The 21,338-nt window shown below is 41.3% G+C and carries 23 protein-coding genes; 20 read left to right on the top strand and 3 right to left on the bottom strand.

Annotated elements, in window-relative coordinates:
• Positions 1-56 precede the first annotated feature (56 nt).
• From CCS77_RS08960 to CCS77_RS08920, 9 genes are all read left to right on the top strand, one after another.
• Positions 57-332, top strand: coding sequence for a NifU family protein (locus CCS77_RS08960; protein WP_009295267.1), 276 nt, complete (start codon positions 57-59; stop codon positions 330-332).
• On the top strand, positions 319-873 hold the full coding sequence (locus CCS77_RS08955) for a hypothetical protein (protein ID WP_035142362.1): 555 nt from the start codon (positions 319-321) through the stop codon (positions 871-873). The genes CCS77_RS08960 and CCS77_RS08955 overlap by 14 nt, the downstream gene beginning before the upstream one ends.
• Positions 851-2,134 carry a UDP-N-acetylmuramoyl-L-alanyl-D-glutamate--2,6-diaminopimelate ligase gene (locus CCS77_RS08950; RefSeq protein ID WP_107917192.1) on the top strand — a complete coding sequence of 428 codons (1,284 nt, stop codon included), beginning with the start codon at positions 851-853 and terminating at the stop codon, positions 2,132-2,134. Before CCS77_RS08955 ends, CCS77_RS08950 begins: the two co-directional genes overlap by 23 nt.
• A 2-nt stretch (positions 2,135-2,136) precedes the next feature.
• On the top strand, positions 2,137-2,484 hold the full coding sequence (panD, locus tag CCS77_RS08945; protein ID WP_107790755.1) for an aspartate 1-decarboxylase: 348 nt from the start codon (positions 2,137-2,139) through the stop codon (positions 2,482-2,484).
• A 3-nt stretch (positions 2,485-2,487) separates the two neighbouring features.
• Positions 2,488-2,802 carry a YbaB/EbfC family nucleoid-associated protein gene (locus CCS77_RS08940; protein WP_002941513.1) on the top strand — a complete coding sequence of 105 codons (315 nt, stop codon included), beginning with the start codon at positions 2,488-2,490 and terminating at the stop codon, positions 2,800-2,802.
• Complete coding sequence (locus CCS77_RS08935) at positions 2,799-3,908, top strand: DUF7488 domain-containing protein (RefSeq protein WP_107917191.1); 1,110 nt, start codon at positions 2,799-2,801, stop codon at positions 3,906-3,908. Before CCS77_RS08940 ends, CCS77_RS08935 begins: the two co-directional genes overlap by 4 nt.
• Positions 3,905-4,804, top strand: coding sequence for a polyprenyl synthetase family protein (locus CCS77_RS08930; protein WP_107917190.1), 900 nt, complete (start codon positions 3,905-3,907; stop codon positions 4,802-4,804). The genes CCS77_RS08935 and CCS77_RS08930 overlap by 4 nt, the downstream gene beginning before the upstream one ends.
• Positions 4,805-4,911: 107 nt before the next feature.
• Positions 4,912-6,822 (top strand): transketolase, encoded by a 1,911-nt coding sequence (tkt, locus tag CCS77_RS08925; protein WP_107917189.1) that lies wholly within the window; start codon positions 4,912-4,914, stop codon positions 6,820-6,822.
• A 58-nt stretch (positions 6,823-6,880) separates the two neighbouring features.
• Complete coding sequence (locus tag CCS77_RS08920) at positions 6,881-7,675, top strand: undecaprenyl-diphosphate phosphatase (protein ID WP_002941660.1); 795 nt, start codon at positions 6,881-6,883, stop codon at positions 7,673-7,675.
• 68 nt (positions 7,676-7,743) lie between these two features.
• Here CCS77_RS08920 and CCS77_RS08915 read toward each other — a convergent pair whose 3' ends face one another.
• The 3 genes from CCS77_RS08915 to moaC are packed head-to-tail and all read right to left on the bottom strand — an operon-like array spanning position 7,744 to position 9,709.
• Positions 7,744-8,982, bottom strand: coding sequence for a hypothetical protein (locus CCS77_RS08915; protein ID WP_107917188.1), 1,239 nt, complete (start codon positions 8,980-8,982; stop codon positions 7,744-7,746).
• Positions 8,983-8,991: 9 nt separating this feature from the next.
• Positions 8,992-9,258, bottom strand: coding sequence for an HP0495 family protein (locus tag CCS77_RS08910; RefSeq protein ID WP_009295275.1), 267 nt, complete (start codon positions 9,256-9,258; stop codon positions 8,992-8,994).
• Positions 9,233-9,709, bottom strand: coding sequence for a cyclic pyranopterin monophosphate synthase MoaC (gene moaC / locus CCS77_RS08905; protein ID WP_180997380.1), 477 nt, complete (start codon positions 9,707-9,709; stop codon positions 9,233-9,235). Before moaC ends, CCS77_RS08910 begins: the two co-directional genes overlap by 26 nt.
• A gap of 416 nt (positions 9,710-10,125) precedes the next feature.
• On the opposite strand from moaC, the gene CCS77_RS08900 reads away from it, so the two are divergent.
• From CCS77_RS08900 to CCS77_RS08850, 11 genes are all read left to right on the top strand, one after another.
• Entirely contained in the window at positions 10,126-10,944 is an 819-nt protein-coding gene (locus CCS77_RS08900) for an ATP-dependent protease (protein WP_107917187.1), read from the top strand.
• A gap of 12 nt (positions 10,945-10,956) precedes the next feature.
• Complete coding sequence (gene nosZ, locus CCS77_RS08895) at positions 10,957-13,545, top strand: Sec-dependent nitrous-oxide reductase (RefSeq protein WP_107917186.1); 2,589 nt, start codon at positions 10,957-10,959, stop codon at positions 13,543-13,545.
• Positions 13,546-13,626: 81 nt separating this feature from the next.
• Complete coding sequence (locus CCS77_RS08890; RefSeq protein ID WP_107917185.1) at positions 13,627-14,382, top strand: cytochrome C; 756 nt, start codon at positions 13,627-13,629, stop codon at positions 14,380-14,382.
• Positions 14,375-15,631, top strand: coding sequence for a nitrous oxide reductase family maturation protein NosD (locus tag CCS77_RS08885; RefSeq protein ID WP_107917184.1), 1,257 nt, complete (start codon positions 14,375-14,377; stop codon positions 15,629-15,631). Before CCS77_RS08890 ends, CCS77_RS08885 begins: the two co-directional genes overlap by 8 nt.
• The gene (locus tag CCS77_RS08880; protein WP_107917183.1) at positions 15,624-16,301 is read left to right on the top strand and encodes a 4Fe-4S dicluster domain-containing protein; all 678 of its coding nucleotides are present in this window, start codon (positions 15,624-15,626) and stop codon (positions 16,299-16,301) included. The genes CCS77_RS08885 and CCS77_RS08880 overlap by 8 nt, the downstream gene beginning before the upstream one ends.
• Positions 16,298-16,849: a c-type cytochrome gene (locus CCS77_RS08875; RefSeq protein ID WP_107790745.1), complete on the top strand. Its 552-nt coding sequence runs from the start codon at positions 16,298-16,300 to the stop codon at positions 16,847-16,849. Before CCS77_RS08880 ends, CCS77_RS08875 begins: the two co-directional genes overlap by 4 nt.
• On the top strand, positions 16,846-17,307 hold the full coding sequence (locus CCS77_RS08870; RefSeq protein WP_107790744.1) for a c-type cytochrome: 462 nt from the start codon (positions 16,846-16,848) through the stop codon (positions 17,305-17,307). The genes CCS77_RS08875 and CCS77_RS08870 overlap by 4 nt, the downstream gene beginning before the upstream one ends.
• Before the next feature lie 2 nt (positions 17,308-17,309).
• A complete protein-coding gene (locus CCS77_RS08865) occupies positions 17,310-18,209 on the top strand; it encodes a NapH/MauN family ferredoxin-type protein (protein WP_107790743.1) in 900 nt (299 codons plus the stop codon).
• Between the two features lie 9 nt (positions 18,210-18,218).
• Positions 18,219-18,872, top strand: coding sequence for an ABC transporter ATP-binding protein (locus tag CCS77_RS08860; RefSeq protein WP_021083997.1), 654 nt, complete (start codon positions 18,219-18,221; stop codon positions 18,870-18,872).
• Positions 18,865-19,692 carry an ABC transporter permease gene (locus CCS77_RS08855; RefSeq protein WP_002941509.1) on the top strand — a complete coding sequence of 276 codons (828 nt, stop codon included), beginning with the start codon at positions 18,865-18,867 and terminating at the stop codon, positions 19,690-19,692. Before CCS77_RS08860 ends, CCS77_RS08855 begins: the two co-directional genes overlap by 8 nt.
• Positions 19,693-19,825: 133 nt before the next feature.
• Positions 19,826-20,233 carry a tetratricopeptide repeat protein gene (locus CCS77_RS08850; RefSeq protein ID WP_107832138.1) on the top strand — a complete coding sequence of 136 codons (408 nt, stop codon included), beginning with the start codon at positions 19,826-19,828 and terminating at the stop codon, positions 20,231-20,233.
• The last annotated feature ends 1,105 nt before the right edge of the window (positions 20,234-21,338 follow it).

The raw sequence follows: 21,338 nt of genomic DNA, 5'->3' as shown, positions 1-21,338 counted from the left end.
AAAACGTTTGTTTGTACTTTATCTGCTATAATAGCTAAAAAATTTAAGGAAAAAATATGATCCCATTTAGTGATGAAGAGCTTTTAAAACCAGTGACTGCGAGTTTGCAAAAGGTGCTACCTATGCTTGAAAATGACGGCGGCGGCATGGAGCTACTTGGCATAAAAAACGGCAAAATTTACGTAAGACTCACAGGACATTGTCACGGATGCGCAGCTAGCACAACCACGCTAAAATACGGCATCGAAAGGCAGCTTCGCATAGACATTCATCCAGAGCTTGAAGTCATAAATGTCCCAATAGGCGAGGAATTTGACATTGATAGATTATAAAAAAATAGGCATAAAATATTTCAAACGCTCTAAATTTAAAGATGCGATCTTTTACTTTTCACTAGCCTACGAAAAGACGCAGGAGAGAAATTTGCTATTTTTGATACAAATTTGCTCTCTTGGCGAGGAAAATGCCGAGGAGGCAAAGCTCTTGTTTGACTACTATATGGCGAAGGTAAGAGCTGGCGAAGACGACGAGGGCGTGGAGGAAATTTTAAAAATTTTAGAGTCCAGAGACGAGGAGAGCGAGTACTTTGAAGAGCAAGACGCGATCAGCTACGAGGACTTTAAAAGGGCTGTTTATAAGGACGGCAGCTTTAAAAAGGTTTTTGAAAACATCATGTTCTCAACCAAGGTCATGATCTCAAACAAAGACGATTTTTTGGAATTTTTAGGAAATTTGATAAAAAATGACTTCATCGATATGAGCATGAACTACCTTGAGAGTGCGGCGGTGATGTTTGGCGGCGACGAGCGTATAGATCAGCTTTTTAAAGAGATACAAAAAAGACAAAACGATGAAAATATCAGTAGAAAATAGCTTCATAACAGATGACTCAAACGAGTGCGAGCAGGGTGTATACTTTGTGCAAACTACCGCAAATGCGAAATTTGTAGAACACGCGGTAAAAAAGGGCGCTAAGATAATCACTCTTGAAGAGTGCAAAAAGCTTTTAAAGATCGATGAAAGCTTAAAAATAGTTGGCATCACAGGTACAAATGGCAAGACCACAACGGCTGCGGCTATCTACGAGACCCTGCGAAATTTAGGCAAAAAATGCGGCCTAAGTGGCACCAGAGGGGCATTTATAGAGGGCGAGCAGATAGATGACAAGGCGCTTACGACAAGTGCTATTTTAAAGACGCTCTCATACCTCAAAACAGCCAGCGAACAGGGCTGTGAGTACTTCGTGATGGAGGTTAGCTCGCACGCGATCGCTCAAAAGCGCATAGAGAGCTTAAAATTTGCCCTTAAAATTTTTACAAACCTAACTCAAGACCATCTCGACTACCACAAGAGCATGGAGGAGTATGCAAGGGTAAAATCAAGCTTTTTTGACGATGAGAGCGTAAAGCTCATAAATATTGATGATGGCGGAGTTAAATTTAACCCAAAAAACGCCTACACATACGCGGTCAAAAAGCCAGCTAGCTTTGCACCGATAGTTTATGGGCTAAAGGACGGCATAGACGCAGTTATCAAGACGCCAAATGGCGATGTGGAGATAGACTCAAGCTTGCAAGGCGAGTTTAATCTCTACAACCTAATCGCAGCCCTTGGAGCAGTTTGCCTGCTAGAGCGTCCAGACGCAGCCGCACTTTCAAAGGCGATAAGTAAATTTAAAGGTGTGAGTGGCAGGATGGAGGTTGTAAGCATCGATCCGCTAGTCATCGTGGACTTTGCCCATACGCCAGATGGCATAGAAAAAGTGCTAAACTCGCTTAGACATCTAAATTTGATCGCAGTCTTTGGTGCAGGCGGCGACAGAGATAGGACAAAGCGCCCTAAAATGGGAGCGATAGCCCAAAAATACGCAAGAATTTGCATAGTCACTAGTGACAATCCAAGAAGCGAAGAGCCAGAGAGCATAATCGATGAAATTTGCGCTGGCATGAGCCAAAATGAAAATTTGATACGAAACGCCAACCGCAAAGAGGCGATCGCGCTAGCCATTAGCAAGCTAGAACCTGGCTGGGCGCTTGTCATACTTGGCAAAGGCGACGAGCCATATCAGGAGATAAAGGGCGTCAAGCACCCATTTAGCGACAAAGAAGTAGTAAAAGAGCTTTTAAAGAGGTAAAAATGAATATAGAAATTTTAGCTAGTAAGATCCACAGAGCCGTCGTAACAGACGCAAATTTAAACTATGTTGGCTCGGTAAGCATCGGCGAGGAGCTTATAAAGGCTGCAAATTTGATAGAAAATCAAAAAGTGGAAATTTTAGACGTAAATAACGGCGAAAGATTTGCCACCTACGTGATAAAGGGCAAAAAAGGCGAAATTTGTCTAAACGGCGCAGCTGCTAGAAAGGTCTGCATTGGCGACGTGGTCATCATCGTGGCTTATGCTAGTATGAAATTTAAAAAGGCTAAGAAATTTAAGCCAACCATCGTGCATGTAAATAACAAAAACGAGATCATAAAGGAGTAGGCGATGTTTGAGGGATTTGACTTTTCAAAGATGGGGCAGATGCTTGAGGATGTACAAAAGCAGGCCAAGCAGATGGAAGAAGAGAGCAAAAATAAAGAATTTGGCGCAAAAAGCGGCGGCGGGCTGGTGAGCGTGAGAGCAAACGGCAGCGGCGAGATACTTGATATCAGCATAGATGATAGCTTGCTTGAAGATAAAGAGAGCATGCAAATTTTGCTAATAAGTGCCGTAAATGACGTGCTAAAATCAGTTGAGGCCGATAAGAAAAACACCGCTTCAAGGATGCTTGGCGGCCTTGCTTCGATGGGGATAAAATGAGACTAAAATATAAATTTACCCTTGCATTTTTGTTATCAGCGCTTTGCCTAAACGCCGATCCTAGGCCTACGCAAGAGGACTTTAACGCCTGCTTTGAAAAGAATAAAAACTCAATCGTCTCGGTAAATAAACATTTTGGCGTGGCTATCACTAAAAATTTGATCGCAGTGCCAAAAAGTGACGGAGCTCCGCTTGGCGAATATGTCAAATTTGACCCATATTTGCAGCTTTTCTTAGTGCGCTCTAGCAAGGAGCTAAGCCCTGTTGTGATGGCTGATGAGACCAACGAGGAGCGCATCAAAAAGAGCACTTGGGTTGGCATCTTAAACGACTCTAACAACACTGTCATGGGCCACATCAAGTCTTTGGGGCAAAATTTAGGCGACTTTGACACGCTAAGCTTCGAGTATAACGCGACTGGCGAGATAAACACGCCTTGTTGCAAGATGATAGGCATAGCTGTTGGAGCTGATAAATTTATACCAAATCGCTATTTAAAGCACTTTGTATCTTACGATGACGTATATTACGGCGATATCGGCGTGAAATTCTTGCAAAAAGAGGATAAATTTTTTGTGGGTCTTGTCGATCCACTAGGCCGCGGCAAGATGATGATGGTTGATGATGAGCTTGTTAGTGTAAATGGCATCAAGCCAAAGAGCCTAAGAGAGCTAAATGAGATGGTGCTTTTTGCTCCAAAGGGCGCAAAACTGGACATCATCGTGAAGCGTGATAGGCAGGAGCTACTCTTTCAAGTGCCAGTAAGCGGGGATGTGAAATTTAACCAAAGCCTAGACATTGACGCCCCTTCAAGCCTTGATCTGCCAAATTTAAACGTCATGCCAAAGTCGCCTGAGAGCTTACTAGATGATAAAATTTTGGTTGATTATGGTATCACGGTCGATAAAAATTTAGTCGTTACTAAGGTCGAGCCAAAGTCAAATGCGGAAATTTTTGGCATAAAAATCGGCGATAAAATTTTAGGCTACAACAAAGAGAGCGTGAGCAACCGTGAGGAGCTTTTAGAAAAGATAAGCGACCTGCAAAATTTCGTGCTTTTATTTAGTAGAAATGACTTTCAGTTCTTTGCAAGAGTGCCAAAATGAGCCTACTTGAGGACTTTGTAAAATTTCTAAACGCAAATTTGCCAAAGGCGCCTAGCTTTCACCCTTACTACGAGGAGGCGCTTGGCGTTATGCTAAAGGCCGGAGGCAAGCACTTTAGGGCACTTTTGCTTCTTGGCGTGGTGGAGAGCGTGGATAAAAGCCTCACGCAAAAGGCGATGAGAGTGGCTTTGGGGCTTGAGATGATGCATACATACTCGCTCATCCACGATGATCTGCCTTCGATGGATAACGCAAGCCTAAGACGTGGCACACCAACGCTTCACGTAACATACGACGAAACGACTGCGATACTTGCAGGAGATGCGCTAAACACGCATGCTTTTTATGAAATTTCACGTGCTGATCTGCCAGCTCAAACACGCATAAAATGCGTGGAAATTTTAAGCGAAAATGCTGGCGTTAGCGGCATGGTGCTAGGTCAGGCGCTTGATTGTTTCTTTGAAAATACAAACAAAGATGACATCAAAAGAGCAAAGGCTAAATTTGGGCTCTCTGGCAAGATGCTAAGCCTTGATGAGTTAGTCTTTTTGCACATCCACAAGACTGCAAAGCTCATCGCTGCTAGCCTAAAAATGGGCGCTGTGATAGTAAATTTAAGCAAAACAGAGTGCGAGAAAATTTATGATATCGGACTAAAGCTCGGCCTTGCTTTTCAGATACAAGACGATATCATCGATCTTACAAGCGACGAAGCGGCCGCTGGAAAGCCCGTGCATAACGATTTAGCCAAAAACTCATTTACAAATTTACTAGGTCTATCTGGCGCAAAAAAGAAAAAAGATGAGCTAATAGGCGAGATAGAAGAGGCACTAAAACAGATAGATGCAAATATCGCAAAAATGATCTTAGAGCTTACAGACAAGCACCTAAGATAGTGCGTAAATTTCGTAAATTTATATCACTTTTTAGACATTTTGGGCAAAAATGCAAGGCAAGTTTTAATCACTTTTTTGTATAATCTGACGCAATAAAAGGAGATCATATGCTAAAAAAACAAGCCGATACTATAAGATTTTTGTGCGCTGATATGGTGCAAAACGCTAACAGCGGACACCCAGGTGCTCCTATGGGCCTAGCTGATATCATGGTGGTTTTAAGCAACTTTTTAAAACACAACCCTAAAAATCCAAAATGGCTAAATAGAGATAGGCTCGTTTTTAGCGGTGGTCACGCGTCAAGCTTGGTCTATAGCTTCTTACATCTAACTGGCTACGACCTAAGCCTAGATGAGCTTAAAAATTTCCGCCAGCTTGGCTCAAACACCCCAGGACACCCAGAAATTCACACTCCAGGCGTTGAGGTGGCTACTGGCCCACTTGGTCAAGGCGTAGCAAATGCAGTTGGCCTAGCAATGGCAGAAAAATACGCTGCAAACGTGCTAAATGAGCCAGACAATAAAATAATCGATCATAAAATTTACTGCCTTTGCGGCGACGGCGACCTAGAAGAAGGCATAAGCTACGAGGCATGTTCGGTGGCTGGAAATTTAAGATTAGATAACCTTGTGCTCATCTACGACTCAAACAACATCACGATCGAGGGCGATACAGCGATAGCATTTAGCGAGGACGTCAAGGCTAGGTTTGAGGCGCAGGGCTGGGAGGTCGCACGCATCGACGGACACGACTATAACCAGATCGAATTTGCGCTTGAGCAAGCTAGCGAGAAAGAGTCGCCATATCTCATCATCGCAAACACGCACATAGCACGCGGCGCAATGGAGCTTGAGGGTAGCCACCACAGCCACGGCTCGCCACTTGGCGAAGAGATCATAAAAAAGGCAAAGGCTGCAGCTGGCTTTGACCCTGAGAAGAAATTTGCTATCGACGAGGACGTGCTTTTAAGATTTAGAGGCGCAGTAGAAAAGGGCGATCTTGAAGAGGCTATGTGGAACAAAAAGGTTGAGGCATTAAGTGCTGAGGGTAAAAATTTGCTAAATTCCCTTCTTAATCCAGACTTTAGCAAGATCGAATTTCCAGACTTTAGCGACAAAAAGCTAGCCACAAGAGATACAAACCACGTTATTTTAAATGAGATAGCTAAAAAACTCCCTGGCTTTATCGGTGGTAGCGCTGATCTTGCTCCTTCAAACAAGACCGAGCTAAAGGGCATGGGCGACTTCCCAAATGGCAAAAACATCCACTACGGCATCAGAGAGCACGCCATGGCAGCTATAAATAACGGCATCGCCAGATACGGTCTTTTCTTGCCATTTTCAGCGACATTTTTTATCTTTAGCGACTATCTAAAGCCAAGTGCGAGGATAGCAGCGCTAATGGGCATCAAGCACTTTTTTGTCTTCACGCACGATAGCATCGGCGTTGGCGAAGATGGTCCGACGCACCAGCCTATCGAGCAGCTTAGCACATTTAGAGCTATGCCAAATTTCTACACCTTCCGCCCAGCTGATGGCAACGAAAACGCAGCTAGCTGGCATGCGGCGCTAAATTTAAACGCTCCAAGTGCCTTTGTGCTTAGCCGCCAAGGGCTTGACCCACTTGCAAAAGGCGAATTTGGCGAGGTTAGTAATGGCGCATATCTTTTAAGCTCGTCAAAAGAAGCAAAGATCACATTTATAGCAAGCGGCAGCGAGGTCTCACTCTGCGTAAAAGCAGCTGCACTTCTAGCTGAGCAAGGTGTGGGTGCAAACATCGTATCAGCGCCTTGCTTTGACCTACTTTGCGAGCAGCCAGCCGAGTATGTGGCTAGAATTTTAGATAAAAACACAACCATCATAGCAGTTGAGGCCGCAACTGGCTATGAGTGGTATAAATTTGCCGACGCGGTTTATGGCATGAACAGCTTTGGCGCCAGCGGCAAGGCGAACGAGCTGTTTGATCACTTCGGATTTACTCCGCAAAAGCTTGCAAATTTTGCTAGCGAACTTATATAAAATTTAACTTTGGGGAGTAAAATCCCCAGCTGCAATCTAAAATCAAAAAAGGCATTTTATGGAAATTTCTCACGTTATCGTTTTGGCCTTGGTGCAAGGCATAAGCGAGTTTTTGCCGATATCAAGCTCGGCTCATCTCATCTTGGTGCCAAAGCTACTTGGCTGGCCAGATCAAGGGCTTGCTTTTGACGTGGCGGTGCATGTTGGTACGCTAAGCGCGATACTTTTTTATTTTAAAGATACGATTTTTAAGCTACTTCGCGACTTTTTTGCCTCGATCGCGCAAAGAAAGATGGTAGGCGATAGCTTGCTTGTTTGGTGCGTGGGATTTGCCACTATCCCAGTTGGCATCTTTGGGCTTTTGTTTAACAACGTGATCGAAGAGTACGCAAGAAGCGGCGTTGTGATCGCTGTTACTACGATCATCTTTGGCATCGCACTTTACTTTGCTGATCTTCGCTCAACAAACAAAAGCGAATACGAAATGACCATAAAATTTGCTCTCATCATAGGCTTAGCGCAGGCTGTGGCGCTCATCCCTGGCGTCTCAAGATCAGGTATAACGATGACAGCTGCCTTGTTTTTGGGCTTTAGCCATAAAGGCAGTGCAAATTTTTCATTTTTGCTTTCGATACCTGTCATCATCCTAGCTGGCGGACTTGAGAGCATCAAGCTTATAAAAGATCCAAACGCTCTGCCTTGGAGCGACATCGCCCTTGGCGTCATCATAAGTGCAGTTAGTGCTTATATCTGCGTGAAGCTATTTATGGGGATCATCTCAAGGATCAGGATGCTACCTTTTGTCATCTACCGCTTGATATTGGGTGCGTTTTTGCTATATCTATTTTTATAATTTTAAGTTGTGAATTGGCTAGGCTAAGACCTAGCCAAAATGATGAATTTGCCAAAAGCTTGGCAAATTTAGTTTTCTTTTTTGTCTTTTTTTATGACGTTTAAGAAGTCTTTTGCCGCTTGATAGGCTCTGTCGCCAAATTTCTTAGCTTCTGATTTTATATCCATTTGTTTGATGTCTTCAAGCTTGTCGTTCGCCTTTTTCTCAAACTCTGCGATATCTTGTTTTAGGCCTTCAAGCTTATCATTTGCGTCAAAATTTAGCTTTAGCTTTTTGCTCTTGTCGTTTAGCTCTTGCTTTAGGGCTTCAAATTTATTGTTCGCCTCACTCACAAGCTTTGCAACGCCGTTTGACTTTAGCTCTTCAAGCCTTGAGCTGATCTGCTCCATCGCTTGATCGCTTATGCGTTTAAATTTTGCTAGATTTGTATCAAGCTCGCTATTTATCACGCTTTCGATCTCGCTTTTAGCCACGCCATCAAATTCATTTTCAAGCTCTTTAAGAAGCGCTATAAATTCCTCATCCACGTTTTTTAAATTTAAAAGCTGTGAGTTTAGCCTTAGCTCATCTGGAGCAAATTTCGCCTCATCTTTTAGCTTCTCAATAGCTCTTAAGATGCCATCTCTTGTGCCATTTATCGCGCCTTTTATGAGCTCTTTTGCAAATATATGCCCCTCATTTGCTAAATTCCCCGCTGCACTGATGATATTTTTTGAAATTTCAAACATTCGCTCTTTGCTAAACTCCCCGCCTCTTATCGCAGCGTAGGTCATATTTTTAGCTATCGCACCAGCGGTCTCTTCGACATCCTTTGCGCCCTCAAGCGTTGTTAAAAAGGCGATTTGAGCACTCTCTTTTAAGATGCCAAGCATCCTTGTTTCTCTGATAATGGCGTTGTTTAAAAGCTCTAAAATTTCCTCTTTTTCGCCAAAATTTCTATCTTTTACGACCTCTTCAGCCGCTTCAAATGAAATTTTTAGCCTATTTTTTATCTCTTCACGCTTTGCTTCGATCGCTCTATTTATCTCATCTCTTTTATCAAATAGCTCATAAAGCTGCTTCTCTTCGCCGCTAACTAGAGCTTGGTTTATCCCCTCCATAGCGCTTTTTAGGTTTTTAGCATTTATGAGGCTCTCTTTATCCATCTTGTCGTAAAGCTCGTTCATCTTTTGCTTCAAAAGATCAGGCAGTGTGTTTTCGTCTTTGTCTGAGACGTCCCTAAAAAAGTCGTTGCAAAGAGCCTTTATGCTAGTTAGTAGCCCCTCGCTATCTTTATAATCACGTAAATTTTGCTCAAGTTTATCCATATTTTTGCCTTATAAAACGTATTTTGCTTCGTGTTTTAGCGCTGAAAAAATCTCTAGCCTCTCTTCTTCGCTTAAAACTAGCACAGCTAGATCGTAGCTAGCGTATTTTTTATCTTTGCTAAATTTCGAAAAAACTAGCTTAAATTCTCTATCTTTTACTATCTCTTTTACCTTCTCTTCGGCATTTACGCCAGCGTCAAATATCACTTTATACTCCCAGTGTGTTGGGTAGTCGATTTTTGCCTTTTTGTTATTTAGATCGCATATATTCGCCACTTTTTCCTCCTGTTTTGCTCTCTAGCACGATGTTACTGATCTCCATGCTCTTATCTATGGCTTTTACCATATCATAAATGGTTAAAAGTCCCACGCTCACGCCTGTTAGAGCCTCCATCTCAACGCCTGTTTTGCCCTCTATCTTTACGCTCACGTAAAGCTTAAAAGCGCAAATTTCAGGCAGCTCCTCGATGTCACAATCCACACCCAAAATGGCCAGTGGATGGCACATAGGTATTAGCTCGCTTGTCTTTTTAGCGCCCATTATCGCAGCGACGACGGCTGTTTGGATGACTGGGCCTTTTTTGCCGGTATTTTCTTTGATCGCCTTAAAAGCATCTTTGCTCATTTTGATGATCCCGCTAGCAGTTGCTACTCTTTTTGTGGGATCTTTTGGGCTTACATCGACCATCTTTGGACGGTCTTTTTCATCTAAATGTGTTAGCATTATCTCTCCTTTTTTGGCAGATTATAGCCTATTTAAACAAATTTAAGTTATCAGCAAATTTAAGCAAAAAAATATCAAAAATCTAAAATTTAAGCTTTGCTCAAAACGCAAGAGCGATTTTTCATTTCTTAATATAATTATCTAATTTAAATAATTTTTTTAAAAAAATATTTATAATTTAAATTTTAATGCAGAATATACCTAAAACACGAACTTTTATAGATAATAAATTTTATCAAAAATATATTTCTATCCGTTAAATTCCAAAGTTTATTTATTGTAAATAGCAAAATTTAAAAAAATTTACTGATATTTTTCTTTAAAAGCTTAAGAAAACAAACTAACTTCTAATTTGCTTTTAAGATATGAATATGTATATTTTTGTTAATTTTAAATTTACAATGAAAGCAACCTAGATAATGAAATTTCTGCTATGTCTTAGCTTATCTTTGATAGCGCTTTTTGCTGAGAGTAAGGGCTGCTTCATCGATGAAAATAGTCAAAACATCATCTTTGTAAAAGATGGTGAGACAAAAAGCCTAGGACTAAAGGAGAAAATTTACAAAGATCAAAGATGTGCTTTTGATGAGAGCTCTTTTTACGTTGCAAATTTAAACAACGAGATCGTAAAGGTAGCTAGCGAGAAGGAATTTTTATTTGCTCTGCCAAATGTTGGCTGTAAGGTTTCAAATATCTTGCTAGATAAAGAGAAAATTTACGTCGCTTGCGATATGGCAAATGTCGTAACAATCGCCATTTTTGACAAGAGTTCTAAAAAATTTATATCAAAAAATTTTAACAATGTTTATAAAATTTCTAGCTTTTTATCGCTTGGCGAGGGAGTGTTTTTTACAAGCTTTAATGGCAAGGCGTTTTTGCTTGATAGCAAGCTTAACGCAAAAGAGCAAAAAAGCGTTGGCTTTGCGCCGATAAGTGCCTGTAAATTTAGCGATGATGAAATTTTCATAGGCTTTAGAAACGGAGAAATTTTAGATCTTAAAAGTGGAGCTAAAAAGCAAGTTTTAAGATCTAAAATTTCAGCTCTTGCGTGCGTGGGAGATGAGGTTTTAGTAGCTAGTGAGGACGGAGTGATCTATAAATTTGACAAAAGCTTCAAGCTAAAGGGCAAAAAAGAGCTTTTTAGTGGCGAGATAAAAGAAATTTTTATAGAAAAAAACGTGCTTGTTGGCGTGGATCTAGGCAATAAGACAAAGAGTTTAGAGATAAATTCATTTTAAAAAGGAGAGTAAATGCAAAAGTTATTTTGTGTCGCAAGTGCTGCACTGCTTGGGCTATCTTTAACTGCTGCTTGTGCTGCTAGTAGTGACCTTGAAAAAGTCATGAAAGAGCGCGGGCTAAGCGAAAAAGATGTCCTTGCAGCTGCTAAGACTTACCAGCCAAGCGGTAAAAAAGATGATTTCATCGTCTTTTCATCTGGCGGGCAGAGTGGTCAAGTGCTAGTTTATGGCGTTCCGTCGATGAGAATTTATAAATACATCGGCGTTTTCACCCCAGAGCCTTGGCAAGGATATGGCTATGATGATGAGTCAAAAGCCGTTTTAAAACAAGGCAACATCAGGGGCAAAGAGATAACTTGGGGCGATACACACCACCCAAATTTCACTGAGAAAAATGGTGAGTATGTTGGTGATTATCTATTTATCAACGACAAGGCAAACCCAAGGATCGCTGTCATAAATTTAAAAGACTTTGAGACAACTCAAATGGTTGTAAACCCTATCATGAAGAGTGAGCACGGCGGTAGCTTCATCACTCCAAACAGCGAGTACGTCATCGAAGCTAGCCAGTACGCAGCTCCACTTGATGATAACTATCACTCAATGGACGACTACGAAGCCGTTTATAGAGGCGCTGTGACATTTTGGAAATTTGACTATCCAAAAGGCAAGATCGACGAGAAAGCATCTTTCTCTCTTGAGCTTCCTCCATACTGGCAAGACCTAAGCGACGCTGGTAAGGGCGAGAGCTATGGCTGGGGCTTTACAAACTCAATAAACACTGAGATGTATACAGGTGGTATCGAAAAAGGTCTTCCTCCATTTGAGGCAGGCGCTAGTAGAAACGACACCGACTTCTTGCACGTTTATAACTGGCAAATTTTAGAAAAACTTGCACAAGACAAGAAAAACTACAAAGTTATAAATGGTCATAGAGTGATCACGATAGAAGCTGCTGTAAAAGCTGGAGCACTATTTTTGATCCCAGAGTCAAAGAGCCCACACGGTTGTGACGTCACACCAGATGGTAGATACATCATCGTTGGCGGTAAGCTTGATACTCACGCATCAGTTTATGACTTTAAAAAGATCAAAGAGCTAATCGACAAAAAAGAGTTCGCTGGCACTGACCCATATGGCATACCTATCTTAGATAGAGAAAAGTCAATGCACGGACAAGTCGAACTTGGCCTTGGACCACTGCACACATCATTTGACTCACAAGATGGCATACTTTATACTTCACTTTACGTTGATAGCCAAATCGTAAAATGGGACTACAAAAATTTAAAAGTGCTTGATAAGGTAAATGTTCATTACAACATCGGTCACCTTGATACAATGGAGGGCAAATCAGCAAAACCTAAGGGCAAATACGCAATCGCACTTGATAAACTTTCAATCGATCGCTTTAACCCAGTTGGCCCACTCCATCCACAAAACCACCAGTTAATAGACATCACTGGTGCAAAAATGGATCTAATCTATGATATGCCTATCCCACTTGGTGAACCACACGACGTTGTCTCAATCGCTGCTAGCAAGCTAACTCCAGCGCTTACTTACAACATGGGCACAAACTCAAGAACAGGCGAGGCTAGTCCATACGCAACTCTAGCTGGTCAAGAAAGAGTTGAGAGAAACGGCAAAAACGTAACTGTCTATGCAACAATGATCAGAAGCCACATCAACCCAGAGCACATCGAGGTAAATAAAGGCGATAACGTAACAATTCACCTAACAAACCTAGAGCGCGCTCAAGATGAGACTCACGGCTTTGGCATCGACCTTTACAACATCCACGCTTCACTAGAGCCTGGCAAAACTGCTTCAGTAAATTTCGTAGCTGATATGGAAGGCGTCTTCCCATACTACTGCACCGAGTTTTGTTCAGCACTTCACCTAGAGATGATGGGTTACTTACTTGTTAAAGATCCAAATAAAAAATATGAATCTGCAAAAAATAGCAAGCTAAAAACTCTAAGCCCAGAGGCTCTAAAAGCTGAGTACGACAAAGTAATCGCAACTAACAAAGCAACTGATGATGTTATCCAAGAGGTTGTTAAATACCTAAAAGAGAAACATTATGAGAAATATCCAAAAGTAAAAGCTTTGGTTGATGACGCACTTGATCAATACGGCCACATCAAAGAGGTAAAAGCTAAAGCTGACGAAGCTTACAAAAAAGGCGACGTAAATGGCGCTATCCTTTGGGAGTACCAAGTATGGCAATACATGGTAAAAACTGCCGACGTTGGTCTAAGAGCTAAAAACAACCTAGCTAAAGAGATCGCAACTCCGATGAGCCCAGCTGCTGCAAAAGGCGAAGAAGCTTATCTAAAAGGCGGATGTAATGGTTGCCACGTCATCGGTCAAGTAAGCTCAGGCCCAGACTTAACTGGCGTCTTGCTAAGACATGAAAACGGCGAAAAATGGGTAGCAGACTTTATAAAAGACCCTGCTAAATTCTATAACGACGACTACGTTAAAGCGATGATTGATTTCTTTAAACTTAGAATGCCAAATCAGCACATGAGTGATGAAGAGATCAAAAATATCATCGAGTATCTAAAATGGATAGACGAAAACGCAGGCATGTAGTTTTAAGGGGCATTTTTGCCCCTTTTAAATTTTAAAATTTAACTTTTGCTAGGCTAAATTTTAAAATTTAAAGGAGAGATTATGAGCAAATATAAAATTTATACCATTGTTGCACTTATCATTATGAGCGTTTGTTTTACTCTGCCAGTTCTTGGCTGGCACGGAGCAAAGGAGCGTATAGCTAATGGCGACGAGCTACCATCTTATGCTTACACTATCTACGATCTTTATAGCTCATTTCAGTATAAAAACCACCTTTTGCCAAAAGAGGTGGCAAGTGATCTTCATAAGATGATCGAGCAAAAAGCAGAGATAGGCACGCCATCACTCCCTATCTGGTACGTATCTCTTGAAGCGCCAAACTATCCAAAGGCAGCCTTTCCAGATGGCATCCCAGTATATTTTCACGTAGATGGATATAGTGGCGACGTGCACGAGATGAATACGATAAACCACTACATCGGCATGTATCCTATGGAGCATGGCGGAAATTTAGAGCGAGCGATCGCGCCTTATTATCTACTTATCGCCACACTTTGCATGCTTGCGTTTTTATACTATGACGGTAAATTTAACTCACTTCTCATGGTGCCAACCATCATTGCACCGGTGCTATTTATGAGCGCATTTGTGGGCTGGCTATACTGGTATGGACACAATATGCAAGAGTGGGGCGCCTTTAAGATCAAGCCATTTATGCCAACCGTTTTAGGAGATGGTAGCGTGGCGCACTTTACAACGCACTCGTACCCAACTATCGGCTTTTGGGTGATGATAGTCATGAGCGTGCTTTGCATACTTGCGGTATTTTCAAAGAAAAAAGAGCTAAATGCGTAAATTTTCTAAATTTGCCCTTGCTTTTTTGCCACTTTTTGGCTTTGCAAACGTCCTTCAAGATGCGATAAATAACGCTAGCCCTGGCGATGTGATAAAGCTGGGGGATGCCGTTTATGAAGGTGGCATAACGATAAATAAGCCTCTTACTATCATCGGCGAGGGCAAAAATGCCCATATAAAAGGGGAGGGCAAGGGCAGTGTTATAAAGATCATAGCTTCAAACGTGACACTTAAAAATTTAAAGATAAGTGGCAGTGGCAACGACCTTGGCGAGCTTGACGCTGGCATAGGCTGTGACAAGGCAAATAACGTAGAAATTTCTAAAAACGACATAAGCGATGTGCTTTTTGGGATTGACTTTAAAGAGTGCAGTAGCTCAAAGATCACTGAAAACAACATCACCTCAAAAAAGGGCGCTAGCCTTGGCTTTAGAGGTGATGCGGTGAGACTTTGGTATAGCCATGAAAATTTGATCGAGCACAACAATATCCGTGACAGCCGTGACATGGTCGCATGGTACGCAAGTCACAATAAATTTCTAAGCAACAAAGCAGTTGGCAGCAGATATTCGCTTCACTTTATGTATGCGAATCAAAATTTAGTAGAAAATAACGAATTTATCGGCAACGCTGTTGGCATGTTTTTTATGTATTCAGCTAGCTCAAATATAAAAAATAACCTAGTTATGGATAGCGACGGTGCCTTTGGTATCGGCATCGGACTAAAGGACGTGTCTGACTTTACGATAGAAAACAACACTCTTGTCTATAACGCGCGTGGCATCTTGCTTGATAACTCGCCGTTTCAGCCGGGATCAACTATAAATTTTATAGGCAATAAAATTTTACACAACGTAGTTGGCGTCTATTTTCACGCCACGCAAGGCACAAGCATCTTTGAAAACAACGACTTTATCGGCAACATGGACATCGTCGTAAATGACACTCCAGGCGAAAAGATGCTACTAAATAGATGGAGCAAGAACTATTATGATGAGTATGAGAGCTTTGATAGAGATAAAGATGGCTACGGCGACACGCCATTTTTGCACCTCTCATACATCGATCAGCTCTGGCAGTACTATCCAAATTTGCAGTTTTTCTATGGCTCAAGCGTCTTTAGCGTCTTAAATTTCTTAGCCAAACTCGCTCCATTTTCTGAGCCGATAAAGCTACTTGAAGATAGTTCGCCTAGGATAAAACCGCTTGATGTTTCAAATTTCAACGCTTTAAAGGCGAAACGTGGATAGAAGAAATTTTATGATAATTGGCTCAGCTGCAGCGGTGGCTGGATACGCCATAGGCAAGTTTTTGCCAAAAAGTAGTGGCGACAAACTCTATCTTAGACCGCCAGGTGCTGTTGATGACTTTGATGATCTTTGCGTAAAATGCGGTCAGTGCGTGCAAGTTTGCCCTTATCACAGTATAAGCTTACTTGATATAGAAGATGGCTACTCAAGTGGCTCAGCTCACATCGACGCAAAAGAGCGAGGCTGCTACTTGTGTGACCTTTTCCCATGCGTGCTAGCCTGTCCTAGCGGTGCGCTCGATCACGCTACAAAGGTCGTGGGCGATGTCAAAATGGGCGTTGCAGTTTTAAGTGAGACGGTGGCCTGTTTGAGCGTAAAAAGAGAAAATTTAAGCGAAGCTGGCGTTAAACATCTGCTTGATCGTAAAGCCTATAACGACAGAGAAGAGGCGCTAAAAGATAAGATAAAAGACAAGATCGGTCAAATTTGCGATCTTTGCGTCACGCTTTGTCCAGTTGGCGATAGCGCGATAGCAATGAGCGAGGCAAATTTACCACTTATAAAAAATGGCTGTGTGGGATGTGGTGTTTGCGCTGAGGTCTGCCCAGCAAAGATCATAAATATCGCCCCAAAGATGAGCTATGATGAAATTTACAAGGAGAAAAAATGAGAGTAATAATACCTTTAGTAGCTGCTGCATTGCTATTTGTCGGCTGTGAAAAGAGCGAGGACAAAGCGCAAGAGGCTGCTAGCGAGCAAGGCGCAAAAGTAGCGACAAGTGCTAGCATAAAGGTCGAAAAAAATGAAAACAACGAGAGTGCAAATAAGCAAAATGAATTTATAAAATACGACATGCACGGCGAAAAAAGCGTTAAATTTGGACTTGAAGATAACAACGTAAGCCGCCAGATCGGAGCGCTAGCCATGGTAAAAAGCCCGCTTCAAACTATAAATTTAAGGCTTATAAAGGGCAGGCTTAGCAAGGACTTCATCACAAAGTGCTCAGCCTGCCACGACGACTACGCAAATGGCATCATCGGACCATCTCTTCTAACAAAGAGCGAGGATGAAATTTATAAGATGATAAACGCTTACAAAGACAAAGAGAAGGTAAATGTGCTGATGCGTGATCTTGTTAAAAAGATGGATGAGAGTGAGATTAGAAAATTAGCCAAAGAGATAAGCGATTTTAACGCGCAGTTTAGGAGCAAACAATGAAAATCGGAAAAATCATAACGATCATTTTAGCGGTGCTAATATGTGGCATCATGGTGTTTATGCTAAGCCAAACTCCGCCTAAAAAGGAGAAATCAGAAGCTAGCGTTCAGCCAAAAGTGGAGCAAAATATCTCAAAAGAGCAGTCAAAGTCTAGCGAGGAATTTGCCAGCGAAGATGAGCTAAAAAAGGTAAAAGAGCTAAGCCTAAGCGTGGCTAAGACGCAAAATGAAGGCGTTAGCAAGCAATACCTAACCTCTTGCGCTCCGTGCCACGGCGCAAATGGCAAAGGCGTCGTAGCGCCTGATATCACTCATCTAAGCAAAGAGGATCTGCTAAAAAAACTAGCTGATTATAAGGCTGGCAAGGTGCAAAACACGCTTATGAAGGGCTTGCTGACAAATGTTAGCGACAGCGATCTAAACAGCCTTGCTGATGAAATTTCTAAATTTAAAAAGTAAAAATGGATAAATATAACGTTCGTGCGACCATTAGAAACGTAAGCTTTCTAAGCACGCTAATAACGACCACAAAAGATGGCAAAAAGCGTCCAAGCATACGTTTTTGGCGTATTTTTACCATCGTTTTAGTGCATCTTTTATTTGTGCTCTCTTACAGGGTCGATGTGCAAATTTTAGAGGGCGATATCAGCGCCTCAAGGATACTTGGCTTTCACCTAGCAGATGCATTTATGAGCTTGCAAGTCTTTTTGGCAACGCATGAAATTCATGTAAATTTGCTGATTGGCTCACTTAGTATCCTAGCTTTTTACATCATTTTTGGTGGCAGGGGCTTTTGTTCGTGGGTTTGCCCATACTCACTCATAAGCGAGATAGCTGAGAAAATTCACGAAAATTTACGCGCCAAAAAGATAGTAAAACCACGAGTTTTTGACGCAAAGTGGCGATATGCTTTTACCATTTTGTTTTTGGCTCTTAGCTTTGCTAGCTCAAGCCTAGTCTTTGAAATTTTTAACGTCGTTGGGATATTTTCAAGATTTATCATCTATGGCTACTTTCACGCTATCTGGCTAGTTGTGGCTATGCTTGTGGTTGAGATTTTCTTCTCACGCAGGGCGTGGTGCAGGTATGTTTGCCCTGTTGGAGCGACTTATTCGCTACTAGCTAAACCAAATGCGATAAAGGTCAGCTGGGATAAAGAAAAGTGCGATCACTGTTTAGTTTGCACTGATGTTTGCCTAGTGCCACACGTGCTTTTTATGACAAAAAAAGGCGCAAAAACTGATGATAGTAAAAAGCTCTTTAGGATAGCTGGGGCTGACTGCACACTTTGTGGCAGGTGTATCGACGTTTGCCACCAAGATGCACTTAAATTTGACAACGGCTTTAAGAAACTCATATAAGGAAATTTTTTGATAGATATAAAAGAAGTAACGAAAATTTTTGGCTCGCAAAAGATACTTGATAGCGTCAGTCTAAATGTAAAAGCTGGCGAAAAGATAGCGATACTTGGGCAAAATGGAGCTGGCAAAAGCTCGCTAATGCGTATCATCTTGGGCGAGTTTGTGCCAAATAGCGGAAGCGTCGCGATAAATGGCGTAAATACCCTAAAAGATAGAAAAGAGGCGCTAAAGTTTATCTCATTTGTGCCGCAAACCCCGCCGCCACTTAAATTTAGCCTGCGTGAGCTTTGCGAGTTTGTCTGCAAAAGCTCAAATGTTAAATTTGAAGATATTGAGAAATTTAGCAAGCTTTTAGAGCTTGACCTGCATGCAAATTTAAACAAGTCATTTTACAAACTATCTGGCGGCATGAAGCAAAAGATGTTAATAGCCATCGCATTTGCCAAAGATAGTGAAATTTTGATGTTTGACGAACCAACGGCAAATTTAGATGTAAAAGCAAGGGAGTCTTTTAAAAATTTGCTAGATAACTTCACGCAAAATAAGACATTAGTTTTCATCTCGCACCGCATAGATGAGATCGCTCATTTGCTTGATAGATGCGTCTATATGGACCTTGGCAAGATCATCAAAGAAGAAAATTTAAGGAGCAAGAGTGAATAACCTTTTTTTAATAGCAAAACTAGACGTCAAAGAGTCGTTTCGCTCGAGATGGTTTGCGATCTATGCGCTTCTTTTTTCTGCTTTGATGATAGGATTTTTATTTAGTGGAGTGACTGACTCGCGCGTGCTTGGCTTTTCTGGGCTAACAAGGGCGCTACTTTTGTTTATACAAATTTGCGTCATCATCGTGCCGATATTTATCCTCATCTCAACCGTTAGAAGCATAAATCAAGACAGGGATACAAACCTGCTTGAGTACGTGCTAAGCTTCCCACTAAGCCTTAAAGAGTACTATTTCGGCAAGGCGCTTGGGCGGACATTTGTCGTTTTTGTGCCGCTTTTGTTCTCGCTTTTGCTTTGCGTGGTGGTTGGCTTTATAAAGGGCGTGTCGATACCTTGGGGCGTGCTAGTGCTTTACTTTGGCCTGCTTTTTAGCCTAAGTATCGTATTTTTATCGCTTGGCTTTTTCATATCAAGCCTTATTAAAAACCAAGAAACAGGCCAAGGCGTGGCGTTTTTGCTCTGGCTTATCATGCTAGCTTTTATCGACCTAGCGCTCATTGGGCTGCTTATGCGAAGCTCTGTTGATGAGTACGTCATCTACACCATCGCGATGCTAAATCCGATCGAGCTTTTTAGGATAGCAGCGCTTAGCCTTTTTGATCCAAATTTAGCAGTTATCGGCACTGCGTCTTACTTTATCTTAGGCACATTTTCAAAAGCGACCTTCGTAGCTTATGCGATCATCTACCCTTTAGTGCTTGGTGCGATCTTGCTAGTTTGCGGCTATTTGGGCTTTAGCAAGAGAGATCTTGTTTGATTGTTTTTTGTTAAATAAGAGTTGGCTTTAAATTTAGACGAGGCTTGTATCATTCCACCTGTCCAACAAGAAACCTCCTTTTTGTAATGACCCCCTTTCCCCCAAAGGGGGTTTATCTCTCTCAAGGAAATTTATGAAAAAATCCATTTTATTTTTAGCCTTTGCCGTTTTATCTCTAAGTGCAAACTGGGATGAAAATATGCAAAACTGCATCAACAAAAGTGACGCAAAAGCTTGCAAGAGCTTTACTAAAAAGCTTTCAAGCGAGTGTGAGAACAAAGACAAAACCTCTTGCTTTTTATATGCTGACATGCTAGGCCGAGGTCTTGGCGTGGAGAAAGATCTGGTTAGATCTTATGAGATATTTAAGTCGCTTTGCGAAAATGGCAGTAGCGAAGCTTGCTACGAGCTAGCTACAAAATATCTGCAAGGAAACGGCGTAGAGCAGAGCTTTGATCTATCTGCAAATGCCCTTGATAAAGCTTGCAAAATGGGCAGCAAACGAGCCTGCAACGTCTTAGAGCTCGTACCTAAGAATTAAAATTTATAAATTTATAAAGATTTTTTGCAAATTTTAAAATTTGTCTGACACTTGTATGTTTGACGAAGCAAATTTGCAAATTTTAAACTTTCACTCACTCGCAAGAATTGACTACTAAAATTTGGCTTCGCTTACAGCTTAGCTCAAATTTTAGAGCCGAAATTACTCACTCATGAAATTTTAAAATTTATCAGAGCTTTTTAAGTCGCATGCGGCACGATAGTGCTATCCGCATGCACCTCTAACGTTGTCGGGGTTAGGGGATTGTTAAGGGGGAAGGGAGCGACTTCGTAATTCAAGCCTCTTCCCCCTTAACAAAGAAACAAAACTTTAAATTTCTAAAAAGCTATTTTGCAAATTTTAAAATTCCATTCACTCGCAAAAATTGACTACTAAAATTTGGCTTCGCTTATCGCTTAGCTCAAATTTTAGAGCCGAAATTACTCGTTCATGAAATTTTAAAATTTGCTCGATTTTTTTGATATAAAAAGCATGTAGTTAAAAACTATGGCAAATTCTAAAATTTACACGAGTTTTTGAGCGAAATGCATGCGGCACGATAGTGCTATCGCATGCCCTTTGAACGTGCGAGGGGATTGTGGGATCTAAAGGGAGATAAGGGGACGGCTTCGTAATTCAAGTCCCCTTGTCTCCCTTTTGATAAATTTATATCTCAAAGCAAATTTTAAAATTTCATTCACTCGCAAGAATTGACTACTAAAATTTGGCTTCGCTCACCGCTTAGCTCAAATTTTAGAGCCGAAATTACTCGTTCATGAAATTTTAAAATTTACTTGACACTCATTTGATTTGACAAAGCAAATTTACAAATTTTAAAACTTTACTCACTCACCTTAGCATGCTACTAAATTTAGAGCCGTGATATGCTTGCTTGTAAATTTTCAAATTTGATAGAACTTTTGAATAAACCACGTTTAGTAGTAATAAAAATAAAATTTCAAATGTGATTTTTGCTTTCATACAAAGCATATATTTTTACCATTTTAAAAGAGAAATTTCTTTAGAAAATGCCTAAATATCGTGATTTACTTTAGTATTACGCAGAATTTCTTTTTTATTAACTAAAAATTTCATTAAAATTTAT

It is taken from the genome of Campylobacter concisus (assembly GCF_003048375.1).
In the GTDB taxonomy this organism is placed as follows: Bacteria; Campylobacterota; Campylobacteria; order Campylobacterales; family Campylobacteraceae; genus Campylobacter_A; species Campylobacter_A concisus_T.
This window is presented reverse-complemented; position numbering and strand designations above follow the sequence as displayed.

Bases quoted from the DNA above. Each gene is read 5' to 3' on its own strand.
- CCS77_RS08915 (WP_107917188.1), bottom strand. From the start codon at position 8,982: ATGGATAAACTTGAGCAAAATTTACGTGATTATAAAGATAGCGAGGGG.
- CCS77_RS08900 (WP_107917187.1), top strand. From the start codon at position 10,126: ATGAAATTTCTGCTATGTCTTAGCTTATCTTTGATAGCGCTTTTTGCT.
- CCS77_RS08940 (WP_002941513.1), top strand. From the start codon at position 2,488: ATGTTTGAGGGATTTGACTTTTCAAAGATGGGGCAGATGCTTGAGGAT.
- panD (WP_107790755.1), top strand. From the start codon at position 2,137: ATGAATATAGAAATTTTAGCTAGTAAGATCCACAGAGCCGTCGTAACA.
- CCS77_RS08870 (WP_107790744.1), top strand. From the start codon at position 16,846: ATGAAAATCGGAAAAATCATAACGATCATTTTAGCGGTGCTAATATGT.
- CCS77_RS08920 (WP_002941660.1), top strand. From the start codon at position 6,881: ATGGAAATTTCTCACGTTATCGTTTTGGCCTTGGTGCAAGGCATAAGC.
- CCS77_RS08865 (WP_107790743.1), top strand. From the start codon at position 17,310: ATGGATAAATATAACGTTCGTGCGACCATTAGAAACGTAAGCTTTCTA.
- CCS77_RS08935 (WP_107917191.1), top strand. From the start codon at position 2,799: ATGAGACTAAAATATAAATTTACCCTTGCATTTTTGTTATCAGCGCTT.
- CCS77_RS08875 (WP_107790745.1), top strand. From the start codon at position 16,298: ATGAGAGTAATAATACCTTTAGTAGCTGCTGCATTGCTATTTGTCGGC.
- tkt (WP_107917189.1), top strand. From the start codon at position 4,912: ATGCTAAAAAAACAAGCCGATACTATAAGATTTTTGTGCGCTGATATG.
- CCS77_RS08890 (WP_107917185.1), top strand. From the start codon at position 13,627: ATGAGCAAATATAAAATTTATACCATTGTTGCACTTATCATTATGAGC.
- CCS77_RS08960 (WP_009295267.1), top strand. From the start codon at position 57: ATGATCCCATTTAGTGATGAAGAGCTTTTAAAACCAGTGACTGCGAGT.
- CCS77_RS08950 (WP_107917192.1), top strand. From the start codon at position 851: ATGAAAATATCAGTAGAAAATAGCTTCATAACAGATGACTCAAACGAG.
- nosZ (WP_107917186.1), top strand. From the start codon at position 10,957: ATGCAAAAGTTATTTTGTGTCGCAAGTGCTGCACTGCTTGGGCTATCT.
- CCS77_RS08885 (WP_107917184.1), top strand. From the start codon at position 14,375: ATGCGTAAATTTTCTAAATTTGCCCTTGCTTTTTTGCCACTTTTTGGC.
- CCS77_RS08930 (WP_107917190.1), top strand. From the start codon at position 3,905: ATGAGCCTACTTGAGGACTTTGTAAAATTTCTAAACGCAAATTTGCCA.
- CCS77_RS08850 (WP_107832138.1), top strand. From the start codon at position 19,826: ATGAAAAAATCCATTTTATTTTTAGCCTTTGCCGTTTTATCTCTAAGT.